This window comes from Corynebacterium suedekumii, assembly GCF_030252185.1.
Lineage (GTDB): Bacteria > Actinomycetota > Actinomycetes > Mycobacteriales > Mycobacteriaceae > Corynebacterium > Corynebacterium suedekumii.
In genome coordinates, this window is record NZ_CP126970.1 from 15993 (window position 1) to 38415 (window position 22423).

At 68.3% G+C, this 22423-nt stretch carries 24 protein-coding genes; 6 read left to right on the forward strand and 18 right to left on the reverse strand.

The window, feature by feature from the left end:
- The first annotated feature begins 1 nt into the window (after position 1).
- On the forward strand, positions 2 to 1360 hold the full coding sequence (locus QP029_RS00075; protein ID WP_284874902.1) for a Fic family protein: 1359 nt from the start codon (positions 2 to 4) through the stop codon (positions 1358 to 1360).
- Between the two features lie 65 nt (positions 1361 to 1425).
- On the opposite strand, the gene lepA is transcribed toward QP029_RS00075, so the two are convergent.
- Positions 1426 to 3273 carry a translation elongation factor 4 gene (gene lepA / locus QP029_RS00080; RefSeq protein ID WP_284874903.1) on the reverse strand — a complete coding sequence of 616 codons (1848 nt, stop codon included), beginning with the start codon at positions 3271 to 3273 and terminating at the stop codon, positions 1426 to 1428.
- 418 nt (positions 3274 to 3691) lie between these two features.
- Between lepA and QP029_RS00085 the strand changes: the two genes are divergently transcribed.
- Positions 3692 to 4258, forward strand: coding sequence for a type II toxin-antitoxin system PemK/MazF family toxin (locus QP029_RS00085; protein ID WP_432418688.1), 567 nt, complete (start codon positions 3692 to 3694; stop codon positions 4256 to 4258).
- 196 nt (positions 4259 to 4454) lie between these two features.
- Positions 4455 to 4721 carry a 30S ribosomal protein S20 gene (gene rpsT / locus QP029_RS00090; protein ID WP_284874904.1) on the forward strand — a complete coding sequence of 89 codons (267 nt, stop codon included), beginning with the start codon at positions 4455 to 4457 and terminating at the stop codon, positions 4719 to 4721.
- Positions 4722 to 4993: 272 nt separating this feature from the next.
- Here the strand turns inward: rpsT and QP029_RS00095 are convergent, their stop codons facing one another.
- From QP029_RS00095 to obgE, 15 genes are all read right to left on the reverse strand, one after another.
- On the reverse strand, positions 4994 to 5644 hold the full coding sequence (locus tag QP029_RS00095; RefSeq protein ID WP_284874905.1) for a LysE family translocator: 651 nt from the start codon (positions 5642 to 5644) through the stop codon (positions 4994 to 4996).
- Entirely contained in the window at positions 5641 to 6030 is a 390-nt protein-coding gene (locus tag QP029_RS00100) for an ankyrin repeat domain-containing protein (RefSeq protein ID WP_284874906.1), read from the reverse strand. The genes QP029_RS00095 and QP029_RS00100 overlap by 4 nt, the downstream gene beginning before the upstream one ends.
- Before the next feature lie 10 nt (positions 6031 to 6040).
- Positions 6041 to 7003 carry a DNA polymerase III subunit delta gene (gene holA, locus QP029_RS00105; protein WP_284874907.1) on the reverse strand — a complete coding sequence of 321 codons (963 nt, stop codon included), beginning with the start codon at positions 7001 to 7003 and terminating at the stop codon, positions 6041 to 6043.
- A gap of 1 nt (position 7004) precedes the next feature.
- Positions 7005 to 8399 carry a ComEC/Rec2 family competence protein gene (locus tag QP029_RS00110; RefSeq protein ID WP_284874908.1) on the reverse strand — a complete coding sequence of 465 codons (1395 nt, stop codon included), beginning with the start codon at positions 8397 to 8399 and terminating at the stop codon, positions 7005 to 7007.
- Positions 8400 to 8642: 243 nt separating this feature from the next.
- On the reverse strand, positions 8643 to 9293 hold the full coding sequence (locus tag QP029_RS00115) for a ComEA family DNA-binding protein (RefSeq protein WP_284874909.1): 651 nt from the start codon (positions 9291 to 9293) through the stop codon (positions 8643 to 8645).
- A gap of 75 nt (positions 9294 to 9368) precedes the next feature.
- Positions 9369 to 10190 carry a DegV family protein gene (locus tag QP029_RS00120; RefSeq protein WP_284874910.1) on the reverse strand — a complete coding sequence of 274 codons (822 nt, stop codon included), beginning with the start codon at positions 10188 to 10190 and terminating at the stop codon, positions 9369 to 9371.
- Positions 10190 to 10936 (reverse strand): histidine phosphatase family protein, encoded by a 747-nt coding sequence (locus QP029_RS00125; protein WP_284874911.1) that lies wholly within the window; start codon positions 10934 to 10936, stop codon positions 10190 to 10192. Before QP029_RS00125 ends, QP029_RS00120 begins: the two co-directional genes overlap by 1 nt.
- Before the next feature lie 5 nt (positions 10937 to 10941).
- Positions 10942 to 11415, reverse strand: coding sequence for a ribosome silencing factor (rsfS, locus tag QP029_RS00130; RefSeq protein ID WP_284874912.1), 474 nt, complete (start codon positions 11413 to 11415; stop codon positions 10942 to 10944).
- An 81-nt stretch (positions 11416 to 11496) separates the two neighbouring features.
- On the reverse strand, positions 11497 to 12102 hold the full coding sequence (nadD, locus tag QP029_RS00135) for a nicotinate-nucleotide adenylyltransferase (RefSeq protein WP_284874913.1): 606 nt from the start codon (positions 12100 to 12102) through the stop codon (positions 11497 to 11499).
- Positions 12095 to 13027, reverse strand: coding sequence for a hypothetical protein (locus tag QP029_RS00140; RefSeq protein ID WP_284874914.1), 933 nt, complete (start codon positions 13025 to 13027; stop codon positions 12095 to 12097). Before QP029_RS00140 ends, nadD begins: the two co-directional genes overlap by 8 nt.
- A 4-nt stretch (positions 13028 to 13031) precedes the next feature.
- Positions 13032 to 14309, reverse strand: coding sequence for a glutamate-5-semialdehyde dehydrogenase (locus tag QP029_RS00145; RefSeq protein WP_284874915.1), 1278 nt, complete (start codon positions 14307 to 14309; stop codon positions 13032 to 13034).
- A gap of 22 nt (positions 14310 to 14331) precedes the next feature.
- On the reverse strand, positions 14332 to 15243 hold the full coding sequence (locus QP029_RS00150; protein ID WP_284874916.1) for a D-isomer specific 2-hydroxyacid dehydrogenase family protein: 912 nt from the start codon (positions 15241 to 15243) through the stop codon (positions 14332 to 14334).
- On the reverse strand, positions 15244 to 16170 hold the full coding sequence (locus tag QP029_RS00155) for a D-isomer specific 2-hydroxyacid dehydrogenase family protein (RefSeq protein WP_284874917.1): 927 nt from the start codon (positions 16168 to 16170) through the stop codon (positions 15244 to 15246). It lies immediately after the preceding gene.
- Between the two features lie 63 nt (positions 16171 to 16233).
- Positions 16234 to 17334 (reverse strand): glutamate 5-kinase, encoded by a 1101-nt coding sequence (proB, locus tag QP029_RS00160; RefSeq protein ID WP_432418737.1) that lies wholly within the window; start codon positions 17332 to 17334, stop codon positions 16234 to 16236.
- A gap of 215 nt (positions 17335 to 17549) precedes the next feature.
- Complete coding sequence (gene obgE, locus QP029_RS00165; RefSeq protein WP_284874919.1) at positions 17550 to 19058, reverse strand: GTPase ObgE; 1509 nt, start codon at positions 19056 to 19058, stop codon at positions 17550 to 17552.
- A gap of 131 nt (positions 19059 to 19189) precedes the next feature.
- On the opposite strand from obgE, the gene QP029_RS00170 reads away from it, so the two are divergent.
- The 3 genes from QP029_RS00170 (at position 19190) to QP029_RS00180 (ending at position 21513) form a co-directional block, all read left to right on the forward strand.
- Positions 19190 to 19612, forward strand: a complete 423-nt coding sequence (locus QP029_RS00170) for a hypothetical protein (RefSeq protein WP_284874920.1) — start codon at positions 19190 to 19192, stop codon at positions 19610 to 19612.
- Between the two features lie 102 nt (positions 19613 to 19714).
- Complete coding sequence (locus QP029_RS00175) at positions 19715 to 21028, forward strand: ISL3 family transposase (RefSeq protein WP_284874921.1); 1314 nt, start codon at positions 19715 to 19717, stop codon at positions 21026 to 21028.
- A 20-nt stretch (positions 21029 to 21048) separates the two neighbouring features.
- Complete coding sequence (locus QP029_RS00180) at positions 21049 to 21513, forward strand: hypothetical protein (protein ID WP_284874922.1); 465 nt, start codon at positions 21049 to 21051, stop codon at positions 21511 to 21513.
- Between the two features lie 251 nt (positions 21514 to 21764).
- On the opposite strand, the gene rpmA is transcribed toward QP029_RS00180, so the two are convergent.
- Both rpmA and rplU read right to left on the reverse strand, forming a co-directional pair.
- On the reverse strand, positions 21765 to 22049 hold the full coding sequence (gene rpmA / locus QP029_RS00185) for a 50S ribosomal protein L27 (RefSeq protein ID WP_284874923.1): 285 nt from the start codon (positions 22047 to 22049) through the stop codon (positions 21765 to 21767).
- A gap of 17 nt (positions 22050 to 22066) precedes the next feature.
- Positions 22067 to 22372, reverse strand: a complete 306-nt coding sequence (gene rplU / locus QP029_RS00190) for a 50S ribosomal protein L21 (RefSeq protein WP_284874924.1) — start codon at positions 22370 to 22372, stop codon at positions 22067 to 22069.
- Positions 22373 to 22423: the final 51 nt, after the last annotated feature.

The window sequence follows — 22423 nt, forward strand, 5'->3', positions numbered from 1 at the left end:
CGTGTCCACCTATCAGCCTTTCCCCTCGTTCGTGGAATGGATCACCCAGAGCGGACCGCACCAGGCATTCGACACCTACGCCGCCCGATTCCGGGAGATCGGTGACGACGCCCGTGCCGAGTCCTCACGACTGATGACCCGCTCGGCGGCCGTGGACACCAACGCCATCGAGGGCATCTACCACTCCGACCGTGGCTTCACCCGGACCATCGCCGAGGCTGCCGCAGGGTGGGAGCAGACCATGCAACATCGGGGAGCACACGTCCGCCCCGCGTTCGACGATGCGATGAACGGCTACCAGTTCATCCTCGACGTGGCCACGGGACGACGGGAGCTGAGTCAGCAACTCATCCGTGAACTCCACGCGACGATGACCGCGAGCCAGGCCACCTTCACCGTGGAGACGGCGGTCGGTCCGCAGGCGCAGGCGTTACCGCACGACCAGTACAAGACCATGCCCAACAGCCCCACTACAGCAGGCGGGACCATCCACGCCTATGCCCCAGTGGAAGACACCCCACCCGACATGGCACGTCTGATCGGCGAGTGCACCAGCGTCCAGTTCACCAACGCACATCCGGTGGATCAGGCGTCCTACATCCACTACGCCTTCGTCTGCGTCCACCCGTTCGCCGACGGCAATGGTCGGGTTTCCCGCGCGCTCGCGAGCATCTACCTCTACCGCAATCCCGGTATTCCTCTCGTCGTGTTCCAGGATCAACGCAACAACTACTACGACTGCCTCGAGGCGGCCGACAAGGGGAACTTCGGACCATTCATCGGTTTCATCGGACAACGGGCCCTCGATTCCGTTCAGCTGGCACTGGAATCCCTGCCCACCACTCCTTCCGCAGAACATGCCCTGCAGCAGTTGGCGGCCGATGGGAGCAATTCACCTTCCCAGATGTCCCTGGTGCCCGGAGGTCAACGACTCAAGGAGGCGGTGTTCACCGGCATCAAGAGTCGTCTCTCTGCTCTGCCCACCACACCCGTCATCACCTTCACTACGTCGAATCGATTATTCGGTGAGCCTGGAACGTCCGCCGGGTACGCGCACCTGCCCTCTCACGAGCTGCAGTTCAGTCTCCTCGCCACAGATGAATCAGCATGGATGGTCGCCGAGTGTTTCACGGTTCCCGTTCGAGACACTGCACCAGCGGAGTCCCCCGAGTACCTGGTCGTGTCTTCCCCCGGATACTCCGGCTTCACCCCGCTCGCCCGGCCCCTCGAGGTGTTTCGACGCGACCTCGAACCCACCCTGACGGAGACACTCCGGCTGCGTATTGAAATGTGGGGCAAGAACGTCGTCGACGGCTTCGTCTCCGGTGCCGTGGATTCGTACCGGAACCTCGGACGGTGAGGGAAGGGGCGTCGAAAAGCGACAGAGGGGCACACCGTCATGGTGTGCCCCTCGTGCGCTGAGAGTTAGTCCGAGTCAGTGGACAGGGCGGCGACGAACGCCTCCTGCGGCACCTGCACGGAACCAATGTTCTTCATGCGCTTCTTACCGGCCTTCTGCTTCTCCAGCAGCTTGCGCTTACGGGAGATGTCGCCGCCGTAGCACTTGGCCAGGACGTCCTTGCGCAGGGCGCGGATGTTCTCACGGGCGATGATCTTCGAACCGATCGCCGCCTGCACAGGCACCTCGAACTGCTGACGCGGGATGAGCTCCTTGAGCTTCACGGTCATCTTGTTGCCGTACCACTGGGCGTTGTCGCGGTGGACGATCGCGGAGAACGCGTCGACCGGCTCACCCTGGAGGAGGATGTCCACCTTGACCAGGTCAGCAGTCTGCTCGCCGGCCTCCTCGTAGTTGAGGGAGGCGTAACCCTTGGTCCGCGACTTGAGCATGTCGAAGAAGTCGAAGATGATCTCGCCGAGCGGCATCATGTAGCGCAGCTCGACGCGGTCCTCGGAGAGGTAGTCCATGTTCTTCATGTCGCCACGCTTGGACTGGCACAGCTCCATCGTGGTGCCGACGAACTCGCTGGGCACGATGATGGTCACGTTGACCACCGGCTCGTAGACCTCCTGCAGCTTGCCGCCCGGCCAGTCCGAGGGGTTGTGCACCCGATGCTCCTTGCCGTCCTCGGCGATGACGCGGTAATCCACAGACGGGGACGTGGAGATGAGATCGAGATCGAACTCGCGCTCCAGGCGGTCACGCGTGATCTCCATGTGCAGCAGGCCGAGGAAGCCGCACCGGAAACCGAAACCGAGGGCGACGGAGGTCTCCGGCTCCCAGGTCAGCGACGCGTCATTGAGCTGCAGCTTCTCCAGGGCCTCACGCAGCGCCGGGAAGTCCGCCTGGGAGATCGGGAACAGACCCGAGTAGACCATCGGCTTGGGCTCGGCGTAGCCCTGCAGAGCCTCCTCGGCACCCTTGTCCGCCCAGGTGACGGTGTCACCGACCTTCGACTGGCGGACGTCCTTGACACCGGTGATGAGGTAACCGACCTCACCGGGACCGAGACCCTCACACTTCTTCGGCGTCGGCGAGACGATACCGATCTCCAGCAGCTCATGCACCGCGCTCGACGACATCATCTTGATGCGCTGGCGGGGCTTGAGCTTGCCGTCCATCATGCGGATGTAGGTGACCACGCCACGGTAGGTGTCGTAGACCGAGTCGAAGATCATGGCCCGCGCAGGGGCCTCCGGCCCGAACTCGGACGTCGGGGCCGGCACGAGCTCGGCGACCTTGTCCAGCAGCTCCGGCACACCCTGACCCGTCTTACCCGAGACACGCAGCACATCCTCCGGCTCACAGCCGATGATGTTGGCCACCTCAAGGGCGTACTTCTCCGGGTCGGCAGCCGGCAGGTCGATCTTGTTGAGGACCGGAATGATCTCCAGGTCCTTGTCCATCGCCATGTACAGGTTGGCGAGGGTCTGCGCCTCGATGCCCTGGGCGGCGTCGACAAGCAGGATCGCACCCTCACACGCCTCCAGCGCGCGGGAGACCTCATACGTGAAGTCCACGTGACCAGGGGTGTCGATCATCTGCATGACGATCTCCTGCCCCTCCAGCGGACCCGAACGCGGAATCCACGGCAGACGCACGTTCTGCGCCTTGATGGTGATGCCCCGCTCCCGCTCAATGTCCATGTTGTCCAGGTACTGGTCCCGCATGTCACGGGCGTCGACGACATCCGACAGCTGGAGGATGCGGTCCGCGAGCGTCGACTTGCCGTGGTCGATGTGCGCGATGATGCAGAAGTTACGGATCCTCGACGGATCGGTGAACGTCTGCTCTGCAAATTTCCGGGTCAACTGATTCCTTATCCGTGTCGGCGTCGGCGGGCACGAAGAACTCGTCCGCGAACATCTGGCGGGCCACTGCCGTTCGCTGAACACACAGCCCACCTCTCCTGCCGCATTGTACCGGCAGGCGTGATCACCCCAGCCTAGTACCCTGCACCGGCCCGACGACGAAACAGCGGCGAGGCGGCGATGAGGCGGTGGTGGACCCGTGCGAGGGCCGGTGGATACACTTGCCGGAACACCACGCACACAGCTGACCAGGATGGCGCACATGAGTGACACCGGAACCGGCACGACCGGCGGCACCGGCCCGGGCCCGGCAGGTTCTGGAGGTTCAGGCGGTTCCCGGGCATCTGGGGTTCCCGGGGCATCCCGGGCTTCCGGGGCTTCCGGGGCTTCTAAGCGCCCGGAGTCCACGGTGCCCACGGTGTCCGGCCCCGCCGCCAGCCGGGCCGTCGGCGCCGGGCGCGGCTCCTGGCTCCGACGCCTCATCGTCGGCCCCACCTCCAGCCCCCTGGAAACCGGTCTCGCCCGGATCAACGAGCGCCTCGGCCTGCACACCGGCTACCGGCCCGAGGTCGTCCGCGCCAACGCCGCCCGCATCCGCGTCGAGGCGACCGAACGGATGTCGCGCAACATCTACTACGCCCCCGACATGGACGGCCAGGCCGAACCCGGCGAAGTCGTCTGGATCTGGGCGCCGTCCGACGGGCTGGACAAACCCCCGCGCGAACGCGCCATGCTCGTCGTCGGCCGTGACCGGCACGCCATCCTCGGGCTGCTCATCTCCCCCAATCCGCAGCACGACGGAGAGGAGGCGTGGCTCGACATCGGGGCCGGTGAGTGGGACTCCTCCGGTCGGCAGTGCTGGGTCCGCCTCGACCGGGTCCTCGAGGTCTCCGAACTGGGCATCCGCCGCCAGGGCGCACTGTTCCCGCAGCGGCGTTTCGAGCGGATCGCCAACCGCCTGCGGTCGACGTACCACTGGGGCTGAGTCTGACTTTTGGTTGCGCCTGGCCGGGCTGCTAGGCTTTGCCTGTTATTCACTTCCGGATGTGCCGGTCGGGACGGGCAGGACCTTGGGTTCGTTCTTGCAAGTACCGGCACCGATGAACCACGACTGGTTCGGGACCGGTCCGGCTGGTGGGTTACCGACACCGAAGATCTTCGACACCAAGAGGTAAAAACCAATGGCAAACATCAAGTCCCAGCAGAAGCGCGTTCTCACCAACGAGAAGCGTCGCCAGCGCAACCAGTCCGTCCGCTCCGCCGTGCGCACCGAGATCCGCAAGTTCCGTGCCGCCGTCGAGGCCGGCGACCAGGCTGCCGCCGAGGCTCAGCTGCGCACCGCCGGTCGCGCACTGGACAAGGCCGTGACCAAGGGTGTGTTCCACCGCAACAACGCCGCCAACAAGAAGTCGAGCATGGCTCGCGCCTTCAACAAGATGGGTGAGTAACTCCCCGTCGACTGATCCCCGGTTCCTGACCCGCTCACGCGGGCAGGGGGCCGGGGATTTTTCTGTGCCCGCTATGCCTGATCTGCTGCGGGTGTTCTTTCGGGTGGCAGAAACTCACCGTTTTCCCGGTTCTCGGGGAGTTCCTGCCACCCGAAGGAACACCGACAGGTCCCCGGTGGCGCTTTCCACCCCACTTTGAGCACGGATTCCCGATTTTCCGGGTCCAACTGGCGTACAAAGCGCCACTCAACCCGCCGCCCACCCCACAGAGGTCACCAGCCGGTCAGGTCGCGCAGGCCGGTGACCGCCAGGACCAGGCCGGCGACGATGAAGAACGCCCCGGCGACGATGTCGATCCACGGCCCGGCGCGCAGCAGACGCCGACGCATCCCCACGGTGGAGACCAGCAGGGAGATCGCGATCTGGAGTGCCAGGGAGGACAGCCACAGGACGAGCACCACGATGATCGAGGTCGCGGCGGTCGGCGAGGGTGGCAGCAACGGGGCGATGAGGGCGGAGAGGAACAGGACGATCTTGGGGTTGGACAGGTTGGTGGTCAGCCCGAGCCAGAAGGCGGAGCGGAGGCGGCCGAGGCGGGCGGCGGCGTCGTCAAGATCCACGGGCGGGTGGTGGCGCTCGCGGAGGCCGCCGACGATGTTGCCGCGGCCCATCCAGATCAGCCAGGAGCCGCCGATGAGCTGGACGAGGCCGAGGATGGCGGGGAAGGCGTTGAGGAGGGCGGCAGCGCCCAGGACCGTGAGGGTGCACCAGAACAGGACACCGAACTGGATGCCCAGGGTGGCGGCGAGGGCGTGGCGGCGGGAGCGGGTGGCCAGGCGGGTGATGAGCAGGATGTCGGGCCCCGGGGAGGCGGCTCCCACGAGGTTGAGGACGACCAGTGTGCCCAGTTGGGAGGGGGTCATTCCTCCACGCCGAGTCGCGCCAGGGCGTCCTCGATCTGGAAGTACTGGGCGGTGGCCAGGGCGGAGGGCTGGCCGGCGTGCGGGTCGGCGCCGGCGGTGAGGAGTACGTCCATGACGTCGAGGTCCTTCTTGAACACGGCGCCGGCGAGCGGGGTCTGCCCGCGGTCGTTGACCTTGTCCACCTCGGCGCCGCGCTTGAGCAGCTCGGCGGTGAGGTCGGCGTGGCCGTTGTAGGAGGCGAGCATGAGCAGGGAGTTGCCGTCCTGGTTCATCAGGTCGGGGCTCACTCCTTCGTCGACGTAGGCGAGGAGGGTGTGGTCGCCGTTGCGGGCCATGTCGAACAGGCGGGTGGCCAGTTCGCGGACGTCGTCGGGAATGTCGGTCATGGTGTCGATCTTAACCACCGAGCTCGGAGATGCGGCGCACGGCGTACTCGATGGCGAATTCCGGGTCGCCGCCCTGGCCCTTGACCTCGGCGTCGAGTTCGGCGACGACGATGACGGCCTCGGAGACGGCGTCGCCGGACCAGCGGCGTGCCACGGAGGCGGTCTTCTTCACCACGAAGGGGTGCATGCCAAGGGAGCCGGCGAGGGACTGGTAGTCGCTGGTGCGGGTGGAGTACAACCGGGCGATGGCGCCGACCTTGCTGCTCAGGGCGGCGGCGAGTGCGACGGGGTGCATGCCCAGTTGCAGGGCGCGGCGGGTGCTGGCCACGGCGCGGGATGTCTGTCCGCTGACGGCGAGGTCGGCGATGTCGAAGCCGGAGACCTCGGCCACGCCCTCGTAGTAGGAGCGGACGGTGGCGACGGTGACCTCCCCGTCGGTGTCGGCGACGAGCTGGGAGACGGCGGAGGCGAGTTCGCGCAGGTCGGAGCCGACGCCTTCGAGCAGCGCGTGGACGACGTCCGGGGTGGGGCGGATGCCGTGGGTGCGGAATTCGTTGGTCACCCAGCTCGGCCGGTCGCCCGGTTTGAGCGGGTTGACCTCGTGGACGTCGGCGAGTTTCTTGAACTTGCCCACCAGGGCTTTCTGCCGGCCGCCGCCGGTGTGGTGGATGATGAGGTGGATGCCCGGCGCAACATCCTTGCAGGCCTGCAGGAGGATCTCGGCGGGTTCCTTGCCGGCCATCTCGGCCTTGGTCACCACGACGACGCGGTCCTCGCCGAAGAGGGAGGGGCTGGTGGCGTCGATGAGTTCGGGGACGGTGACATCGGAGGCGCGCAGGGTGGTGACCTCCAGGTCGGTGCCCTCGGGCAGGTCAGCGCGGACGGCGTCGACGAGCGTGCGGCGGGTGCGTTCGGCGAGGAACTCGTCCTCGCCGAGAATGAGGTTCACGGGGGCCACGGGCATGCGCCCCATATTAGAACCTCCCGTCGGCGGCATGTTGCGTGCCGTCCACGTGCAGTGTCACCGGCCCGTCGCGCTGCGGGAACAGCACGGGGATCCCCTCCCGCGTCACCGTCGGGCGTATCGACGCCCGCCCGTCTCCCTCCTCCACCACAATCACCTGCGTCCCCGGTGGTGCGGTCCCCACCTCCTCGACGGTGGGCACATGGTGGACCCGCAGGGACTCGAGCGGGATTTCCGGCGGCAGCGGATCGGTACGTGCCGCCCAGAGGAAGAGAGCGCACACCACCCCGGCGGTCTTGAGCGGGTGCCCGCTGATGACGCCGACGAGGACCCAGCCGTAGCCGACGAGCACCCAGGCGGGGCTGGCGGGCACGGTGGCGTTGGGCAGGCCGGCGCACCAGGTGGCCACGGTGTGGATCCACCAGGTGCACGGTTCGATGATCATGAGCGGGAGTGTCGCCAGGCCGCCGGGCAGCAGGGACAGGCCCGCGGCGATGAGTCCCAGGACGGTGACGGGGGCGACCGCCGGAGCGACCAGGACATTGGCGAGGACGGAGACCATCGACACCCGGCCGGCCATGAGCGCGATGATCGGCATGGTGACCAGGTCCGCCGCGACGGCCACGGCGATCGCCCGGACGAGGATGTCGGGCCACCCGGTCCTGGCCAGCGGTCGGTAGAGCAGCGGGAACAGGGCGATGATCCCGGCGGTGGCGGCCACCGAGAGCGCGAAGCCGTAGGCCACGGCGAGGTCCGGGTCCCACAGCAGCAGGCCGATGAGGGCCAGGCACAGCCCGTGGATCGGTTCCATCCGGGTGGAGTTGATCACCGCGAGCAGCCCAACCAGGCCGGTCACCGAGGCACGCAGCACGCTCGGTTCCGTGCCCACCAGGCCGACGAAGCCCGCCAGCGCCACGGCAGCCGCCCCCACCTGGACCCGCGGGCCGAGGGTGAGCAGCCGGCAGACGAGCACGGCGGCGGTGGTGACGATGGCGACGTTCGCCCCGCTCACCGCCGTGAGGTGGGACAGTCCGGTGTCGATGTAGAGCTGGGTGTCCGCGGCCGTCTGGCCGGAGGTGTCGCCGAGGACCATGCCGGGGATGAGCCCCTGGGAAGCCTCGCCGACGCTCGTCTCCACGGCCCGCCCGAGCGACTCCCGGACCAGGCGGGAGACCGCGTCCATGCCGCTCGGGCCGGCCACGGGGTGCACGCGGCCGTTGCCCACCTGGCCGAGTAGTCCGGGGCGGTCGCTGGCGCTCAGGCTCGCCTCCACCACGACCCGGGAGCCGGAGACGACACCGTCGCCGAGCTCGTCGGTGAACACGGGCAGGGGTGCGGGGAGGTCGGAAACGTCGACACGCACGAGGTACCCGCCGCCGGTGATCTCCACGGGGGCGGTGGCCACCTCCCCGACGATCTGCTCCCCCGGCTCCCAGGACCGAGCCCGCCTCCAGGCCGGCCCAGGTGACCAGGGTCGCCGCCGCCCCGCTCGCCCCGACCATCGTGGCCTGCCCGCCCTGACCCAGGAGGCCGAGGACCAGGGCGGCGACCACCACGCCGGCCACCGCCAGCGCCACGGAGCCGTGGCTGAGCAGGACGAGGATGACCGCCCACACCGCCAGTGCCGCGGGCACCAGGCGGAGTTCGCTCACAGACTCACCTGGTCCCGCAGTGCCTCGAACTTGGCGGGGCCGATGCCCTTGACGTCCATGAGCTGGTCGATGGCGGTGAACCCGCCGGTGGCTTCGCGATGGGCGATGATCGCCGAGGCGGTGGCCTCCCCCACCCCGTCAAGGGTGGTCAGTTCCGCGACGTCGGCGGAGTTGAGGGACACGGCGCCCGCGCCACCGGAGCCCGCATCCGGAGGCGCTGCCTCCCCTACCGCGGGGACGACGAGCTGCTGGCCGTCGGTGAGCCGCTGCGCCCGGTTGAGGGCGAGAAGGTCGGCCTCCGGGAGAGGTTCGGCGGCGGCGAGGGCGTCGTCGACACGCGCGCCGGGGGCGAGAGTGACCAGACCGGGGTGGGCGACGTGGCCGACGACGGAGACCACCAGGTCCGTGCCGGGGTCGGCGGAGGGGCCCGCGGCCACCGCCGGCAGGTCCGCCACGGGCAGGGCGGCGGGTTCGGGATCGCGCTGCAGCACCACCCAGGCCCCGACGATGAGGAGGACCAGTACCCCGGCGACCATCCCCTGGCGGAGGGTGAGGGTCCAACGCGGGGTGGGGTAGGCGACGTCGAGAAGCTGTTCCTGCCCCGTGGGGCGGGTGAGGTCGGCGAGACGGTCGATGGTGGCGCTCATGGCGCTCACGCTAGGGGGTGTTCACGTCCGGCGACAGCGCACTCGAGCGGGCCTGTGGACAACCCCGCTGACACGTCAACTGACTGGGGAGAAATCCTCCGGGCGGGCGGAGAACACCGCCGACAGGCCGATGGCACCGGCACCGGTGTGGACGGCGAGGGTGGCCTCCATGAGCATGGTCATGATGCTCGACCCCTCGGGCAGGACATCGGCGAGCATGTTGTGCAGGTCGGTGGCGGCCTCATCGGCGTCATTGTGCTGGATGGCCACGAAGGCGGGGTCTCCCCCGGCGCGCTCGATGACCAGCTCGACGAGTTTGGTGAACGCCTTCGACTGGGTGCGGGTCTTGCCCGCCAGCTCCAGGCGGCCGCCCCTGATCTGCATGATCGGCTTGGTGGCCAGCAGGACCGCCGACTGGACGGTCGTGGCGGCGGACATGCGGCCGGACTTGCGCATCTCCTCGATGCCGTGGAGGTAGACCCAGGTGGCGGAACGTTCGAGGGTGCCCACGGCGATGTCGTGGCACTCGTCGAGATCCGCGCCCTCGCTGGCGACCTTCGCGGCGGCCATCGCGGCCGCCCCCACGGCCATCCCGACGGAACCGGTGTCCACGACGCGGACCAGGTCATCCGGGAACACGGCGGCGGCCTGCACGGCGGCCGACCACGTCGAGGACAGCTCCTTCGACAGGTGCAGGGCCAGCACACCCTCGTCACCGCCGCGCTCGAGCTGCCGGGCGTAGGCGGCGGTCAACTCCAGGGAGGACAGCCCGGAGGTCGAGGAGTCGTGGCCCTCCTCATCGCGCATGACGTGGAGGTCGACGACGGTGATGTCGAGCTCCTCGATGACCTCCTCGGGCAGGTCGGCGGAGGAGTCGGTGATGATCCGGACCGGCATCAGCCCATGTTCCATCCGTCGAGGTACCACTGAGCGTCACCGACGGTCTCCGGGGTGAACTCCGGGGTGCGGATCTTCTTCGCCGCACCCGAGTCCCCGACCGCACCGTCGCCGGCGATGCTGTTCGCCCGGACCTGGAAGTCGTCGAGGGCGTCGAAGCTGCCCGGCTGGAAGCGTGGGCGGGCCGTCAGCTGCGAGCGGCACCCGTTCTTCAGGCCCGAGAGCAGCGGGTACATGGACACGTCGAGGCCCAGCAGGTTGGACGTCAGAGCGGAGATCGTGCCGCCGTGGGCGACGACGAGGACGGCGTGGCCGTCCCAGTCGTCGTAGTCGGCCATGAGGTCGTCGATGACCGGGCGGGCCCGCTGCGCGACCTGGACGCGGGACTCACCCTCCGGAGGTGCCCACGTGGCGTCGTGGCGCCAGATGGCGCGCGCCCCGGGCAGCTCCACGTCGATCTCGTCGTGGGACTTCGCCTGCCACTGCCCCAGGTGGGTCTCGCGGAGGCGAGCGTCCTTCTCCACCTCCACGCCGAGGATGTCGGCGATGATGCACGCGGTGTCATACGCACGGGCGAGGTCGGAGGAGAGGATGCGGGAGATGCCTGCGTCGACAAGCATCTGCCCCGCCGCACGCGCCTGTTCCCGCCCCAGATCCGACAGCTCGGTGTCGAGCTGTCCCTGCATGCGGCGGGTGGCGTTGTAGTGGGTCTGACCGTGACGGATCATGACCAGGCGGCGGGTCATGGGTCTCAGTACCCCTCGTCCTCGTCCTCCGGAGCGGGCGCGGCGAGCGGGATCTCGTCGATGGACTCGACGGTGCGGACATCCACGTCCTCCGTCCACTCACCCGGACGCTCGGGCAGCTCGATGCCCTCGACCTCGATGAGCGGGCAGTCACGGTAGAGCCGGTCGAGACCGTAGAACTCACGCTCGGTGTCACGCTGGATGTGGACGACGAGCACCCCGTAGTCGAGCAGCACCCAGCGGTTCTCCCGGTTGCCCTCCCGGCGCAACGGCTCGACGCCGGCCTCGGTGAGCCTGTCCTCGACCTCCTCGACGATGGCACCGACCTGGCGCTCGTTGTCCGCCGAGGCCACGACGAAGACATCGCTGATGGCCATGACGTCGGAGACGTCCAGCACGGCGATGTCACGGCCCAGCTTCTCGTCGGCGGCCAGGGCCGCAATGGTGGCCAGGCGGCGGGATTCGTCAGAAACAGTCACGCAGGATCCTCATCTGTAGAGCAGTAGATATGCAGCAGAAAACACTTGTCCCCCAGTTTCCCACGGAACGGGCCCAATGTCCTAGTTTCCACCCGGTCGCCGGTACAGATCATTCTTCGCGATGTACTGCACCACCCCGTCCGGCACGAGGTACCACACCGGTCGGCCCTGCGCGGCGCGCTCGCGGACATCGGTCGAGGAGATCGCCATGGCGGGCACGTCGATGAGGTGCACCCGCTGCTGGTGGGCCTCGGGCAGCATCTCCTCCGTCAGCTCGTAGCCGGGGCGGGTGACGCCGACGAACTCGGCGAGGTCGAACATGCCCTCCCAGTCACGCCACGACATGATCGAGCGCAGCGCGTCGGCGCCGGTGATGAAGAACAGCTCCGCGTCGGGGAACTCGCGGCGCAGGTCGTGGAGGGTGTCCACGGTGTAGGTGTCGCCGCCGCGGTCGATGTCGACGCGGCTGACCTGGAACCTGGGGTTGGAGGCGGTGGCGATGACGGTCATGAGGTAGCGGTCCTCGGCGCGTGAGACCTGCCGGTCGGCCTTCTGCCACGGCTGCCCGGTGGGCACGAAGATCACCGTGTCGAGGGCGAAGCGGTCCGCGACCTCGCTGGCGGCGACGAGGTGGCCGTGGTGGATCGGGTCGAAGGTGCCGCCCATGACACCGATGCGCCTAGTCATGCGGGGAAGTGTAATCGTTGATCCAGTCAGCGAAGGTGTCTGCCACGTACGCGTCGTCGGCGGTCCGCTGATCGGTGACGAAGTACTCCGCGTGCGCCCCGGCCCGGGACGCCAGCGAGGTGCTCAGCGCGTCGACGGTGGTGTCGCAGGCGAAGTCCCCGCGCAGGCAATAGTCCAGCCGAGGCGTGCTTGTCGACGCCGCCGGGAGCATCCCCTGTGGCACCGGCGCCAGCAGCCCCGCTCCCCGTTCCGGGGAGCCGACGACCGGGGACGCCCCGGGGCGCAGCAGCGGGTTGCCGAAGTAGAGCGAGCCGACCAGCCGGCCCTGCTCCGCGAGAGCCTGCTCCTGCGCGGTCAGCACGATCGCCCCCTGCGAGTAGCCGAGCAGCAGGTAACCGGGGGTGCAACCGGTCACGCCCTCCCACGCGGCCAGGTAGTCGGGAGTGCCGTCGATGCCGGAACGCACACCCTCGACGAAGCCGCGGGCGGCGTTGTCGGCGATGACGTGCGCCGGACTCTCGGCCAACACCTCGCCGAGCCGCTGCGCGGTCTGGACGGGAGTGAGTTCCTCATCCTCCTCCGCGAGCGCGGGCAGCGGGAGGGACGCGGGGTAGACCGAATCGTCGAGGCCGAGGACATGGACGTCGGCCATGAGCGAGGTCCCGGCCCGTTCCAGGTGGCGGGCCTCGGCGTAGTGGAGGAACGCCGACAGGTGCGTGGCCTCGTAACCGTTAGAGGTCCACGGCGCCTGCTCGCTGTAGCGGGCGGGCTCCGGGCCGTCGTTCTGTTCACTGCCGCGGGCGGCGACGACCACGACCTCCGGGCAACGGTCCGACGCGGCCGGCCCGGCCTGGGCCGGAACGACCGGCGCCGCCGCCCCCACGGCGAACGTGAGGGCGGCGGCGATGGCGCTGAGACGGTTCATGGCACTACGGGCGGGCCTGGCCGGTGCCCTGGAGGATCCACTTGGTGGAGGTCAGCTCCGGCAGGGCCATCGGGCCGCGGGCGTGGAGCTTCTGCGTGGAGATGCCGATCTCCGCGCCCATGCCGTACTGCTCACCGTCGGTGAAGGCGGTGGAGGCGTTGATCATCACTGCTGCGGCGTCGACCTCGTCGGCGAACTTCTGCGCGGTGGTGATGTTGGCGGTGGAGATCGCCTCGGTGTGGCCGGTGGTCCACTTCTGGATGTGGGCAATGGCACCGTCGACGCCGTCGACGACCTTGGCGGCGACGTCCATGGACAGGTACTCGTCACCCCAGTCGGTGTCGTCGGCCTGGACGATGTCGGTCGCGCCGAAGGCCTCGAGCTCGTCGACGTCACCATGGACGGTGACCCCGGCGTCCTGGAACGCGGCGATGATGCGGGCCTTGTCCTCGTCGGGCAGCGCGGCGTCGATGAGCACGTTCTCGGTGGCGTTGCACACCGAGACCCGGCGGGTCTTGCCGTTGAGTGCCAGGGCGATGCCCTCGGTGACGTCGGCGTCGCGGTCGATGTAAAAGTGGCAGTTACCGGTACCCGTCTCAATGGCGGGGACGGTCGCACCGGTGACCACGGCCTCGATGAGGCGGGCGCTGCCGCGGGGGATGACCACGTCGACCAGCCCGCGGGCGGTGATGAGGTCCTGCACGGAGTCGTGGGTCGCCCACGGCAGAAGCTGCACGGTCTCCCGCGGCAGGTCGAAGGAGGCGACGACATCCTGGAGGATCTCCACCAGCTTCGAGTTGGAGTGCTTCGCGGTGCGGGAACCACGCAGCAGCGGCACGTTGCCGGACTTCAGGGCCAGGCCGAAGGCGTCGACGGTGACGTTGGGGCGGGCCTCGTAGACCATGCCCATGACGCCGAGCGGGACGCGGATCTGGCGCATCTGGATGCCGTTGGGCATGACACCGCCGCCGAGCACCTCCCCCACCGGGTCCTTCAGGCCGGCGACCTGTCGCAGGCCTCCGGCGATGCCGGCGATGCGGTCGGCGTCGAGGGAGAGGCGGTCCACGAGAGACTCGGCCATGCCATCCGCCCGACCCTCGTCGATGTCCTTCTGGTTGGCGGCGAGGATCTCATCGGTCTTCTCCACCAGCACGTCGGCGGCCGTGAGCAGGATCTCATTCTTCTTCGCCGTGGACAGCTGCGCCAGGACGGGGGCGACTTCCTTGGCCTTGCGGGCCTTGGTCAGTACTTCTTCTCGTTCTGTGGTGCGCGTATCAGTCATGGCATTCGAGTGTAACGAAAAGTTAGTAACCTTTCCGCAGGTGCACCTCGGTGGGCATCCGCTCTCCCGCCTCGAACGCGGCGGCGTTGGCGAGGATGGTCGGGGTGATCAGCCGGCTGGCGATCCGCCCGGTCGCCGCGATGTGCGGGGTGATGGTGCAGGTGGGCAGCCGCCACAGCGGGTGCCCGTCCGGCAGCGGCTCCGGGTCGGTGACGTCCATCGCCGCACCGGCGATCTGCCCGGTGCGCAGCGCCTCGACGAGATCATCGGTGACGATGAGCTCACCGCGACCCACATTGACGACGACCGCGGACTCCTTCATCTGCGCGAACCGCTCAGCGTCGACCACTCCCCGCGTCTGCTCCGTCAGCGGCATGGCGAGGACGAAGGCGTCGGCCTCGGACCACACCCACTCCGCGTCCGCCATGGCGACGGTCTCATCCGCCCCCTCGACGGCACGGCCCGAACGGTTGACGGCGATGATGCGGACCCCGAAGGGACGCAGCATGGGGATGAGCCCGTCGGCGATGCCGCCCGCGCCGACGATGGCGACGGTGGGGCCGTCGAACAGCCAGCCCTGAGCGGCGTCGATGGGGCCGCGGGCCTGGAAGGAGGCGGCCATGCCTGCGGCCTTGACCTGGTGCAGCTGCGCGAGCAGGAGCGTCATGGCGATCTCGGCGACCGGGCGGCCGTAGGCGCCGGCGGCGTTCGCCCAGCGGGTGCCGGGTTGGATCACGCCGGCGTCGACGAGTCGGTCGATCCCGGAGAACACGAACTGGACGAAGCCGATGTTCTCGGGCAGCGGATCCGGCAGGCGACCACCGGCGTAGATGAGGAACTCGGCCTGGTGGAGGTCACTGACGAACTCGTGGCCCGCCTCCTCTACCTCGGCGACGACGTTGTCCCACACACCGGGGTACATGGTGAACTTCATCTAGTATCCGGCCTTTCCGTCGACCTCGGCGGGCATGGTCTCCCCGGCCTCGAAGGCGTCGAAGTTGCGCACGGCCTGCTGACCGGTCAGGGCCCGGACCATCGACGGGGTGTTGGCCACGTGCGGGGTGATCAGGCAGTTGTCCAGCCCCCACAGCGGATGATCATCCGGGAGGGGCTCGGGGTCGGTGACGTCGAGGGCCGCGCCGGCGATGGTGCCGTCCCGCAGGGCGGCGAGCAGGTCGTCAGTGTGGATGAGCGGGCCGCGGCCGACGTTGACCACCACGGCGGTGGACTTCATCTTCCCCAGGACCTCGGCGTCGACCATGTGCCGGGTCTGGTCCGTCAGCGGCATGATGAGCACGAAGTAGTCGGCGGTGGCCCACACCTCGTCCATCGCGGCATCGTCAATGGCGACGGTGCGGTCTGCACCGGTGACGGGACGGCCGGAGCGGTTGACCGCGATCGTCGATACGCGGTGCGGTGCCAGCAGTTCCAGCAGGCGCACGCCGATGCCGCCGGCGCCGATGACGGCGACGGTCTTGTCCTCGAACAGCCACTGCTTGTGCGCGTCGATGGTGTCCGCGGAGTCGAAGGAGGCGCTGGTCACCGCGGTCTTGAGCAGGTGCAGCTGCGCGAGCAGCAGGCTCAGCGCCGACTCCGCGACGGTGTCCGCGTACAGGCCCGCGCCGTTGGCCCAACGGGGGCCATCCGCGGCGAGCAGGCCGGCATCATTGAAGGGTTCCACACCCGCGAAGGGCAGCTGGATGACCTCGATGTTCTCCGGCACCGGATCCGGGAGCTTCTCCGGACCGGCGTTGAACACCAGCCCGCGGGCCTGAGCGAGGTCCTCGACGAACTCGTGCCCGGCGGCCTCGAGCTCGGCGACGGTCTCATCCCACACGGTGGGCAGCATGGTGAATTTCATCGGCGGTGACTCCTCAGGCAGGTGGTGCGTGTTCCGGCCCCACCGTAGACGGAACCCGGGACATCAGGCCCGGGAGGCGTAATTGGACAGGTAGTCGGCGTGCACCACCGGCCGGCGCTGCCCCTCGGGCAGCTCGTGGGTGTGCTTGCCCAGCATGCCCGCGAGCTCATCGGAGTCGTAGGCGACCTCACCGCGGCCGACGATCTGCCCGTCGGGTCCGATGATGTCGACGATCTCACCGGCGTTGAACTCGCCCTCGGCCTCCGTGATCCCCACGGCGAGCAGGGAGTTGCCGCCGGAGGTGACGGCGTCGACCGCACCCGAGTCCAGACGCAGGGTGCCGCCGGTGTCCGCCGAGTACAGCGCCCAGAACTTCCACGCCGACAGACGGTCCTCGCTGGGGTGGAAGACGGTGCCCACACTGGAGTCCTCCAGCGCCGGGCCGATGTTCGCGGCCGCGGTGAGCAGCACCGGGACCCCACCACGGGAGGCGAGACGGGCGGCGGAGACCTTCGAGGCCATGCCACCGGTGCCCACCAGGCCACCGTCACCGGCGACGACCCCCTTGAGGTCACGGCCCGAGCGGACCTCGGAGACGAAGCGGGCGTCCGGCTCGGCGGGGTTACGGTCGAACAACCCGTCCACGTCGGAGAGCAGAATGAGGGCATCCGCCGCGGTCAGGTGGGAGACGATGGCGGAGAGCCGGTCGTTGTCACCGAAACGCATCTCGGAGGTGGCCACCGTGTCGTTCTCGTTGACGATCGGGATGGCGCGCAACTGGCGCAGCCGGTCAATGGTGCGCTGGGCGTTCCGGGCCCGGTCGCGGCGGCCGGCATCGGCGGCGGTGAGCAGGACCTGTCCGACCGTGCGATCATAACGGGCGAAGGAGCGGGCCCACTGGTGCGCCAGGTGGACCTGGCCCACGGCCGCGGCGGCCTGCTTCGTGGCCAGGTCCGTCGGGCGCTGGGTGAGCCCGAGCGGGCCCATGCCGGCGGCGACCGCACCCGAGGACACCACGATGATGTCGGAACGGTTCATGCGCGCCTGCAGGGCGTCGACGATGTGGTTGATCTTGTTCGGGTCGACCGTGAAGTCGTCCTTGGTCAACGAGGACGAGCCGATCTTGACCACCACACGCTTGGCGTTGGTGATCCGCTCGCGCATGTCGGACTCGTGGCCGAACGCGGGGCCCTCGCCCGGACCACGGGCGGGGCCGGGGAACTCGACGTCGTCAGCGGTGCTCCGGTACGGAGACAGGGGTAATCCATGATCGGTTGGCGTCGTCATGCCAACCCACCATACATACCGGGGTCAGCCGGTCTCGACCTCCAGACCCCGGTCCGTGGTCAGTACCACAGGTATCCGAACCTGTGAGAAATCTAGCCCTGCCAGCGTTCGCGGTCGGCGGTCTGGTCCTCGCCGTAGTCGTACTCGTCGATGAGACCACGACGCGCCTGGGAGGCACGCTTGCGCTCGGCGGCGGAGACCCGGTCGTTGCGCTGCAGGCGGGCATCCTGACCACGGCCGGCGACGGTCGGGTCCATGCCCGCGCCCGTCATCGGCTCCCACTCGAAGGAGATGTCGCCGATGGTGACGGTGCAGCCCTCCCTGGCGCCGGCCTTGAACAGGGCCTTCTCCACACCGGCCTTCTCCAGGCGGTCCGCGAGGTAGCCGATGGCCTCCTCGTTCTCGAAGTCGGTCTGCAGGATCCAGCGCTCCACCTTGCGGCCCGAGACGATGAAACCACCCGGCACCTCCGGGTCCTCGGCGATCTGGAAGTCCTCCCGTGGGGCGTCGACCGCGCGCGGCCGGATGACCGTGTGCTCACGGTCCATCTTCGCCTTCGGGCGGGACTTCCGGTCCTGCTTCACGATCTCCAGGAGCTTGAACAGCAGCGGACCCAGCCCCTTGCGGGCCACCGCGGAGATGATGAACACCGGCCACCCGAACTGCTCCTCCAGGTCCGCCTTGACGAACTCCGCCAGCTCCGCCGCCTCCGGCACATCCGCCTTGTTGAGCACGATGAGGCGCGGCCGGTCCCGCAGGTCACCGAGTCCGGTGTCCTCGTCGAGCGCCGACTGGTACGCGGCCAGCTCCGCCTCGAGCGCCTCGATGTCACTGGCCGGGTCGCGCCCCGGTTCCAGGGTGGCGGCATCGACGACGTGCACCAGGACGGCGGTGCGTTCGATGTGACGCAGGAAGTCCAGGCCCAGGCCCTTGCCCTCCGACGCCCCCGGGATCAGCCCGGGCACGTCCGCGATGGTGAAGGCCTCATTGCCCACGTGAACCACGCCCAGGTTCGGGGCGAGGGTGGTGAACGGATAATCAGCGATCTTCGGCTTCGCCGCCGACAGCACCGAGATGAGCGACGACTTGCCCGCCGAGGGGAAACCGACGAGACCGACATCGGCCACCGACTTCAGCTCGAGCACCAGATCGTGCTGCTGACCGGGCTCGCCGTTGAGCGCGAAACCGGGTGCCTTGCGCTTGGCCGAGGCCAGTGCCGCATTACCCAGTCCGCCGAATCCACCTTCGGCGGCGATGAAGCGGGTGCCCGGCACCGTGAGATCAGCGAGGGTCTCCCCCGACTCGGTGAGCACGACCGTGCCCACCGGCACCTCGAGGACGAGGTCCTCACCGCGCGCACCGTTGCGGTGACGCCCCGCACCGTTACCGCCCCGACCCGCCTTGAGATGCGGACGGAAATGGAAATCCAGCAGGGTGTGCACCTGGGGAGACACCTCGAGGACGACGTCGCCGCCGTGGCCGCCGTTGCCGCCGTCGGGTCCGCCCAGGGGTTTGAACTTCTCGCGGTGGACGGACGCGACACCGTTTCCACCGTCTCCGGCGGACAGATGCAGGACCACGCGGTCTACGAAGCGTGACATGTTGTGGGGAACCCTTCGGTTGAAAATCTGGTAGCACCCCAGGCTACCAGTGACCAGCGGGAACAACGGATTCGAACAGGTGAGCAGGCCACCGGCCTCCGGTGTCGGGGCCGGGAGCTACCGTGCGGGTCATGCGCCTCGACTTCGTCTACCACATCCCCGACCGCTCCCCGGTGGGTCGCGTCATCGTCGACCCCGTCGATCCGCTGGAACAGGTCATCCGCCGGATGGAGGCACCCACCCGCACCCTGTCCGCCACCCTCCTCGACCTGGCCGAGGACGCGTGGGCCATCGCCGACCGCATCGCCACCACCGACGACCCCTCCCTCCCCGGGCCCGAGGTCAGCCAGCTCGGCGACCGGACGATGCTGCTGTCCTTCCACTGCGACGACCTGGAGCTCGCGTTCGGCGACACCATCCAGCTGGCCCTCGACGCCGACGTCGCCCTCGCCGAGCTGGCCTCCGGGGAGATCTACGTCTTCGGCGATAACGACCGCAAGGCCTCACTGGTCACCGCCGACCATAAGGGGCCCTTCCGGATCCGGAGTGCATAGCTGGGGTTCGCCGGTGATGCGGTGAGGCACAAGATGTAGGGGTCCTGGGGCGTGTGAAGATGCAAGTTCCTACACCAGCACTTCGCATCCCCAGGACCCGCTTTGAACGCTACCGCCAGCCTGCTCGCCGACACCATCTGCCGCACCGTCGAGCTCGGGGTGACCATCACCGACGCCGCTGTGGCTGACGAGCTCACGCACCTGTTCTGCGCCCCGGTCACACTCGACCCGATCTGCGCCGAGTGCGGGATGGCGGGCCGTTTGCGGGACCACGTCCAGCGGAAGGTCACGGATCTACCGATCGTCGGGCATCCCACCAGACTGCACGTGCGGGTACCGCGCTTCACCTGCGACAACACCGAGTGCGCTACGAGGATTTTCCAGCAGCGGATGCCGGCGTTGGCTGAGCCGCGGGCCAAGACCACCCGCCGTTGCAGCCGCTGGATCCTGCAGCGTCTGGCGATCGACCGCACCAGCGTGTCCGCGGTGGCCAAGGCCCTCGGGCTGGGGTGGGATTTGGTCAATGACCTGGCGGTCTCGGAGGTTCGCGCGATGGTCTACGAGCAGCCCGGACACTTCGATGGCGTCCGCGTTCTCGGTGTCGATGAGCACAAGTGGAAGCACGTGCGCGGCGACGGCAGCAGTGCGTTCGTCACCGTGCTGGTCGACCTGACCCCAGTCGTGGACGGCACTGGCCCGTCCCGCCTGTTGGACATGGTCCCGGGGCGTTCGGCGAAGGTGCTCACCGAGTGGCTGGACGCCCGTGACCAGGTGTTTCGGGATCGAGTCAAGGTTGTCACGATGGACGGTTTCGCCGGCTACCATTCCGCTGCGGCGAAAGCTGTTCCTGCAGCACGGACGGTGATGGATCCGTTCCACGTCGTGCATCTTGCCGCGGACAAGCTCACCGTGTGCCGCCAGCGGATCCAGCAGGCCACCACCGGGCACCGGGGACGGGCCGATGACCCCCTGTACGGGATCCGCCGCATCCTGCGCACCCGCGCTGAGCTGCTGACCGACAAGCAGAAGGTCCGCCTGTTCAAGGCGTTCACCGCCCATGATGCGCACGCGGCGGTGGAGGTCACCTACGGCGTCTACCAGCGACTCATCGCCGCCTACGAGGCCTCGGGCAAGCGGGAGGGCAAGATCGCGATGTACAAGCTCCTCAAGTCGATCCGGGCCGGTGTGCCAACGGAGTTGCCCGAGCTCGCGCAGCTCGGTCGCTCACTGTGGAAACGGCATCGCGAGATCCTCGCTTACTTCGACGTGGGTGCCTCCAACGGACCCGTCGAGGCCATCAACGGCCGCCTCGAGCACCTGCGCGGGATCGCCCTGGGCTTCCGCAACCTCAAGCACTACATCTTGCGGTCACTCATTCACTCCGGCCGGCTTCAGGATCGGATCAATGCACTCTGATTCCGGAAGAGCCCCATAAGGTGCCGTGGACCTCTCCGGCATCCCTCGCCTCCTACGTCCACCGGACCAACCCGGCCAACCGCGGGGATGTCCACGTGGACCCGGCGGAGTCCGGCCACCTCGGACACTTCCTCCTGCTGGCCCGGCGGAACCGGCCGGACCGATTCCTGCAGACCTACGTCGACCCGGTCCGCAACTGCTGGGTCGTCGAGGTCGCCGACGACGGAACCCGCTGGGTCGCCCGCTACCGGCACGAACGGACCGTCGCCTTCCTCGCCGTCCGATGGTTCCACCGCGGAATCGCCCCGGTCCTGGCGCACGGGTTGTGGTCAGAGGCGACCGATGACGGCGGTTTCCCCGGCCGCGATGCCATCGGCCAATTCCTCAGCGCGCCCCTTCCCGAGCAGGACCTCGACGACGGAGGCGACGATGACGACGGCGACTGCGACGTCCCCGTCTTCGAGCCGGTTCCCCAGTTGAGCTGACATGAGTTCGGCGTCACGGGCCGCCACAGGCCACCAGGGGCCGCCCCGGCCAGCGCGGGCCTGCAACAACTGACACGAAAATCGGGACCGACCTGCAACGGCCCTGTTCCAGATTTCCCGGGTGTCAACTGTTGCAGCCGCGAACTCCCACCTCCCACCGCCGACCCGGCTCCACCCCAAACACCCCACACGCAAAAAACCTGCCCCACCCGGTACCGGGTGAAGCAGGTTGATTGAGGAACGTGTGACGCTTAGGCGTCCACGGTCTCGGCGGTCTCGGAGACCTCAGCCTCGACGATGTTGACCATGCGACGGTTGCGCTTGATGCCGAACTGGACGGAGCCGGCGGTCAGGGCGAAGAGAGTGTCGTCGCCACCGCGACCGACGTTCTCGCCCGGGTGGAACTTGGTGCCGCGCTGGCGGACCAGGATCTCACCGGCCTTGACCTGCTGGCCGCCGAAACGCTTCACGCCGAGGCGCTTGGCCTCGGAGTCGCGACCGTTGCTGGAGCTGGATGCACCCTTCTTGGTTGCCATTGGTTACCCTCCTTGGCTTACTTGATTCCGGTGACCTTGAGCACGGTGAGCGGCTGGCGGTGACCCATGCGCTTCTTGTACCCGGTCTTGTTCTTGTACTTCAGGATGTCGATCTTCGGGCCCTTGGTGTGCTCGACGATCTCGGCGCCGATGCTGACCTTGGCCAGGTCATCGGTCTTGGACGTAACGTTGGCACCGTCGACGAGCAGAACCGGGGTGAGAGCCACGGACGAACCCGGCTCACCCTCGATCTTCTCGACCTTGACGAGGTCACCTTCGGCAACCTTGTACTGCTTGCCGCCGGTCTTGACGATCGCGTACATAGGAGGGTTACCCCTTATCTAAACTCGGCTCAGGACCCCGGACCGGGATGC

Excerpts from the sequence above, each read along its gene's own strand:
- QP029_RS00100 (WP_284874906.1), bottom strand. The coding sequence starts at position 6,030 with ATGACCGACATTCCCGACGACGTCCGCGAACTGGCCACCCGCCTGTTC.
- QP029_RS00155 (WP_284874917.1), bottom strand. The coding sequence starts at position 16,170 with ATGAAATTCACCATGCTGCCCACCGTGTGGGATGAGACCGTCGCCGAG.
- nadD (WP_284874913.1), bottom strand. The coding sequence starts at position 12,102 with ATGACTAGGCGCATCGGTGTCATGGGCGGCACCTTCGACCCGATCCAC.
- QP029_RS00125 (WP_284874911.1), bottom strand. The coding sequence starts at position 10,936 with ATGACCCGCCGCCTGGTCATGATCCGTCACGGTCAGACCCACTACAAC.
- QP029_RS00140 (WP_284874914.1), bottom strand. The coding sequence starts at position 13,027 with ATGAACCGTCTCAGCGCCATCGCCGCCGCCCTCACGTTCGCCGTGGGG.
- QP029_RS00145 (WP_284874915.1), bottom strand. The coding sequence starts at position 14,309 with ATGACTGATACGCGCACCACAGAACGAGAAGAAGTACTGACCAAGGCC.
- QP029_RS00150 (WP_284874916.1), bottom strand. The coding sequence starts at position 15,243 with ATGAAGTTCACCATGTACCCCGGTGTGTGGGACAACGTCGTCGCCGAG.
- QP029_RS00170 (WP_284874920.1), top strand. The coding sequence starts at position 19,190 with ATGCGCCTCGACTTCGTCTACCACATCCCCGACCGCTCCCCGGTGGGT.
- proB (WP_432418737.1), bottom strand. The coding sequence starts at position 17,334 with ATGCGCGAGCGGATCACCAACGCCAAGCGTGTGGTGGTCAAGATCGGC.
- QP029_RS00095 (WP_284874905.1), bottom strand. The coding sequence starts at position 5,644 with ATGACCCCCTCCCAACTGGGCACACTGGTCGTCCTCAACCTCGTGGGA.
- rplU (WP_284874924.1), bottom strand. The coding sequence starts at position 22,372 with ATGTACGCGATCGTCAAGACCGGCGGCAAGCAGTACAAGGTTGCCGAA.
- QP029_RS00120 (WP_284874910.1), bottom strand. The coding sequence starts at position 10,190 with ATGCCGGTCCGGATCATCACCGACTCCTCCGCCGACCTGCCCGAGGAG.
- QP029_RS00115 (WP_284874909.1), bottom strand. The coding sequence starts at position 9,293 with ATGAGCGCCACCATCGACCGTCTCGCCGACCTCACCCGCCCCACGGGG.
- obgE (WP_284874919.1), bottom strand. The coding sequence starts at position 19,058 with ATGTCACGCTTCGTAGACCGCGTGGTCCTGCATCTGTCCGCCGGAGAC.
- rpmA (WP_284874923.1), bottom strand. The coding sequence starts at position 22,049 with ATGGCAACCAAGAAGGGTGCATCCAGCTCCAGCAACGGTCGCGACTCC.
- holA (WP_284874907.1), bottom strand. The coding sequence starts at position 7,003 with ATGGGGCGCATGCCCGTGGCCCCCGTGAACCTCATTCTCGGCGAGGAC.
- rpsT (WP_284874904.1), top strand. The coding sequence starts at position 4,455 with ATGGCAAACATCAAGTCCCAGCAGAAGCGCGTTCTCACCAACGAGAAG.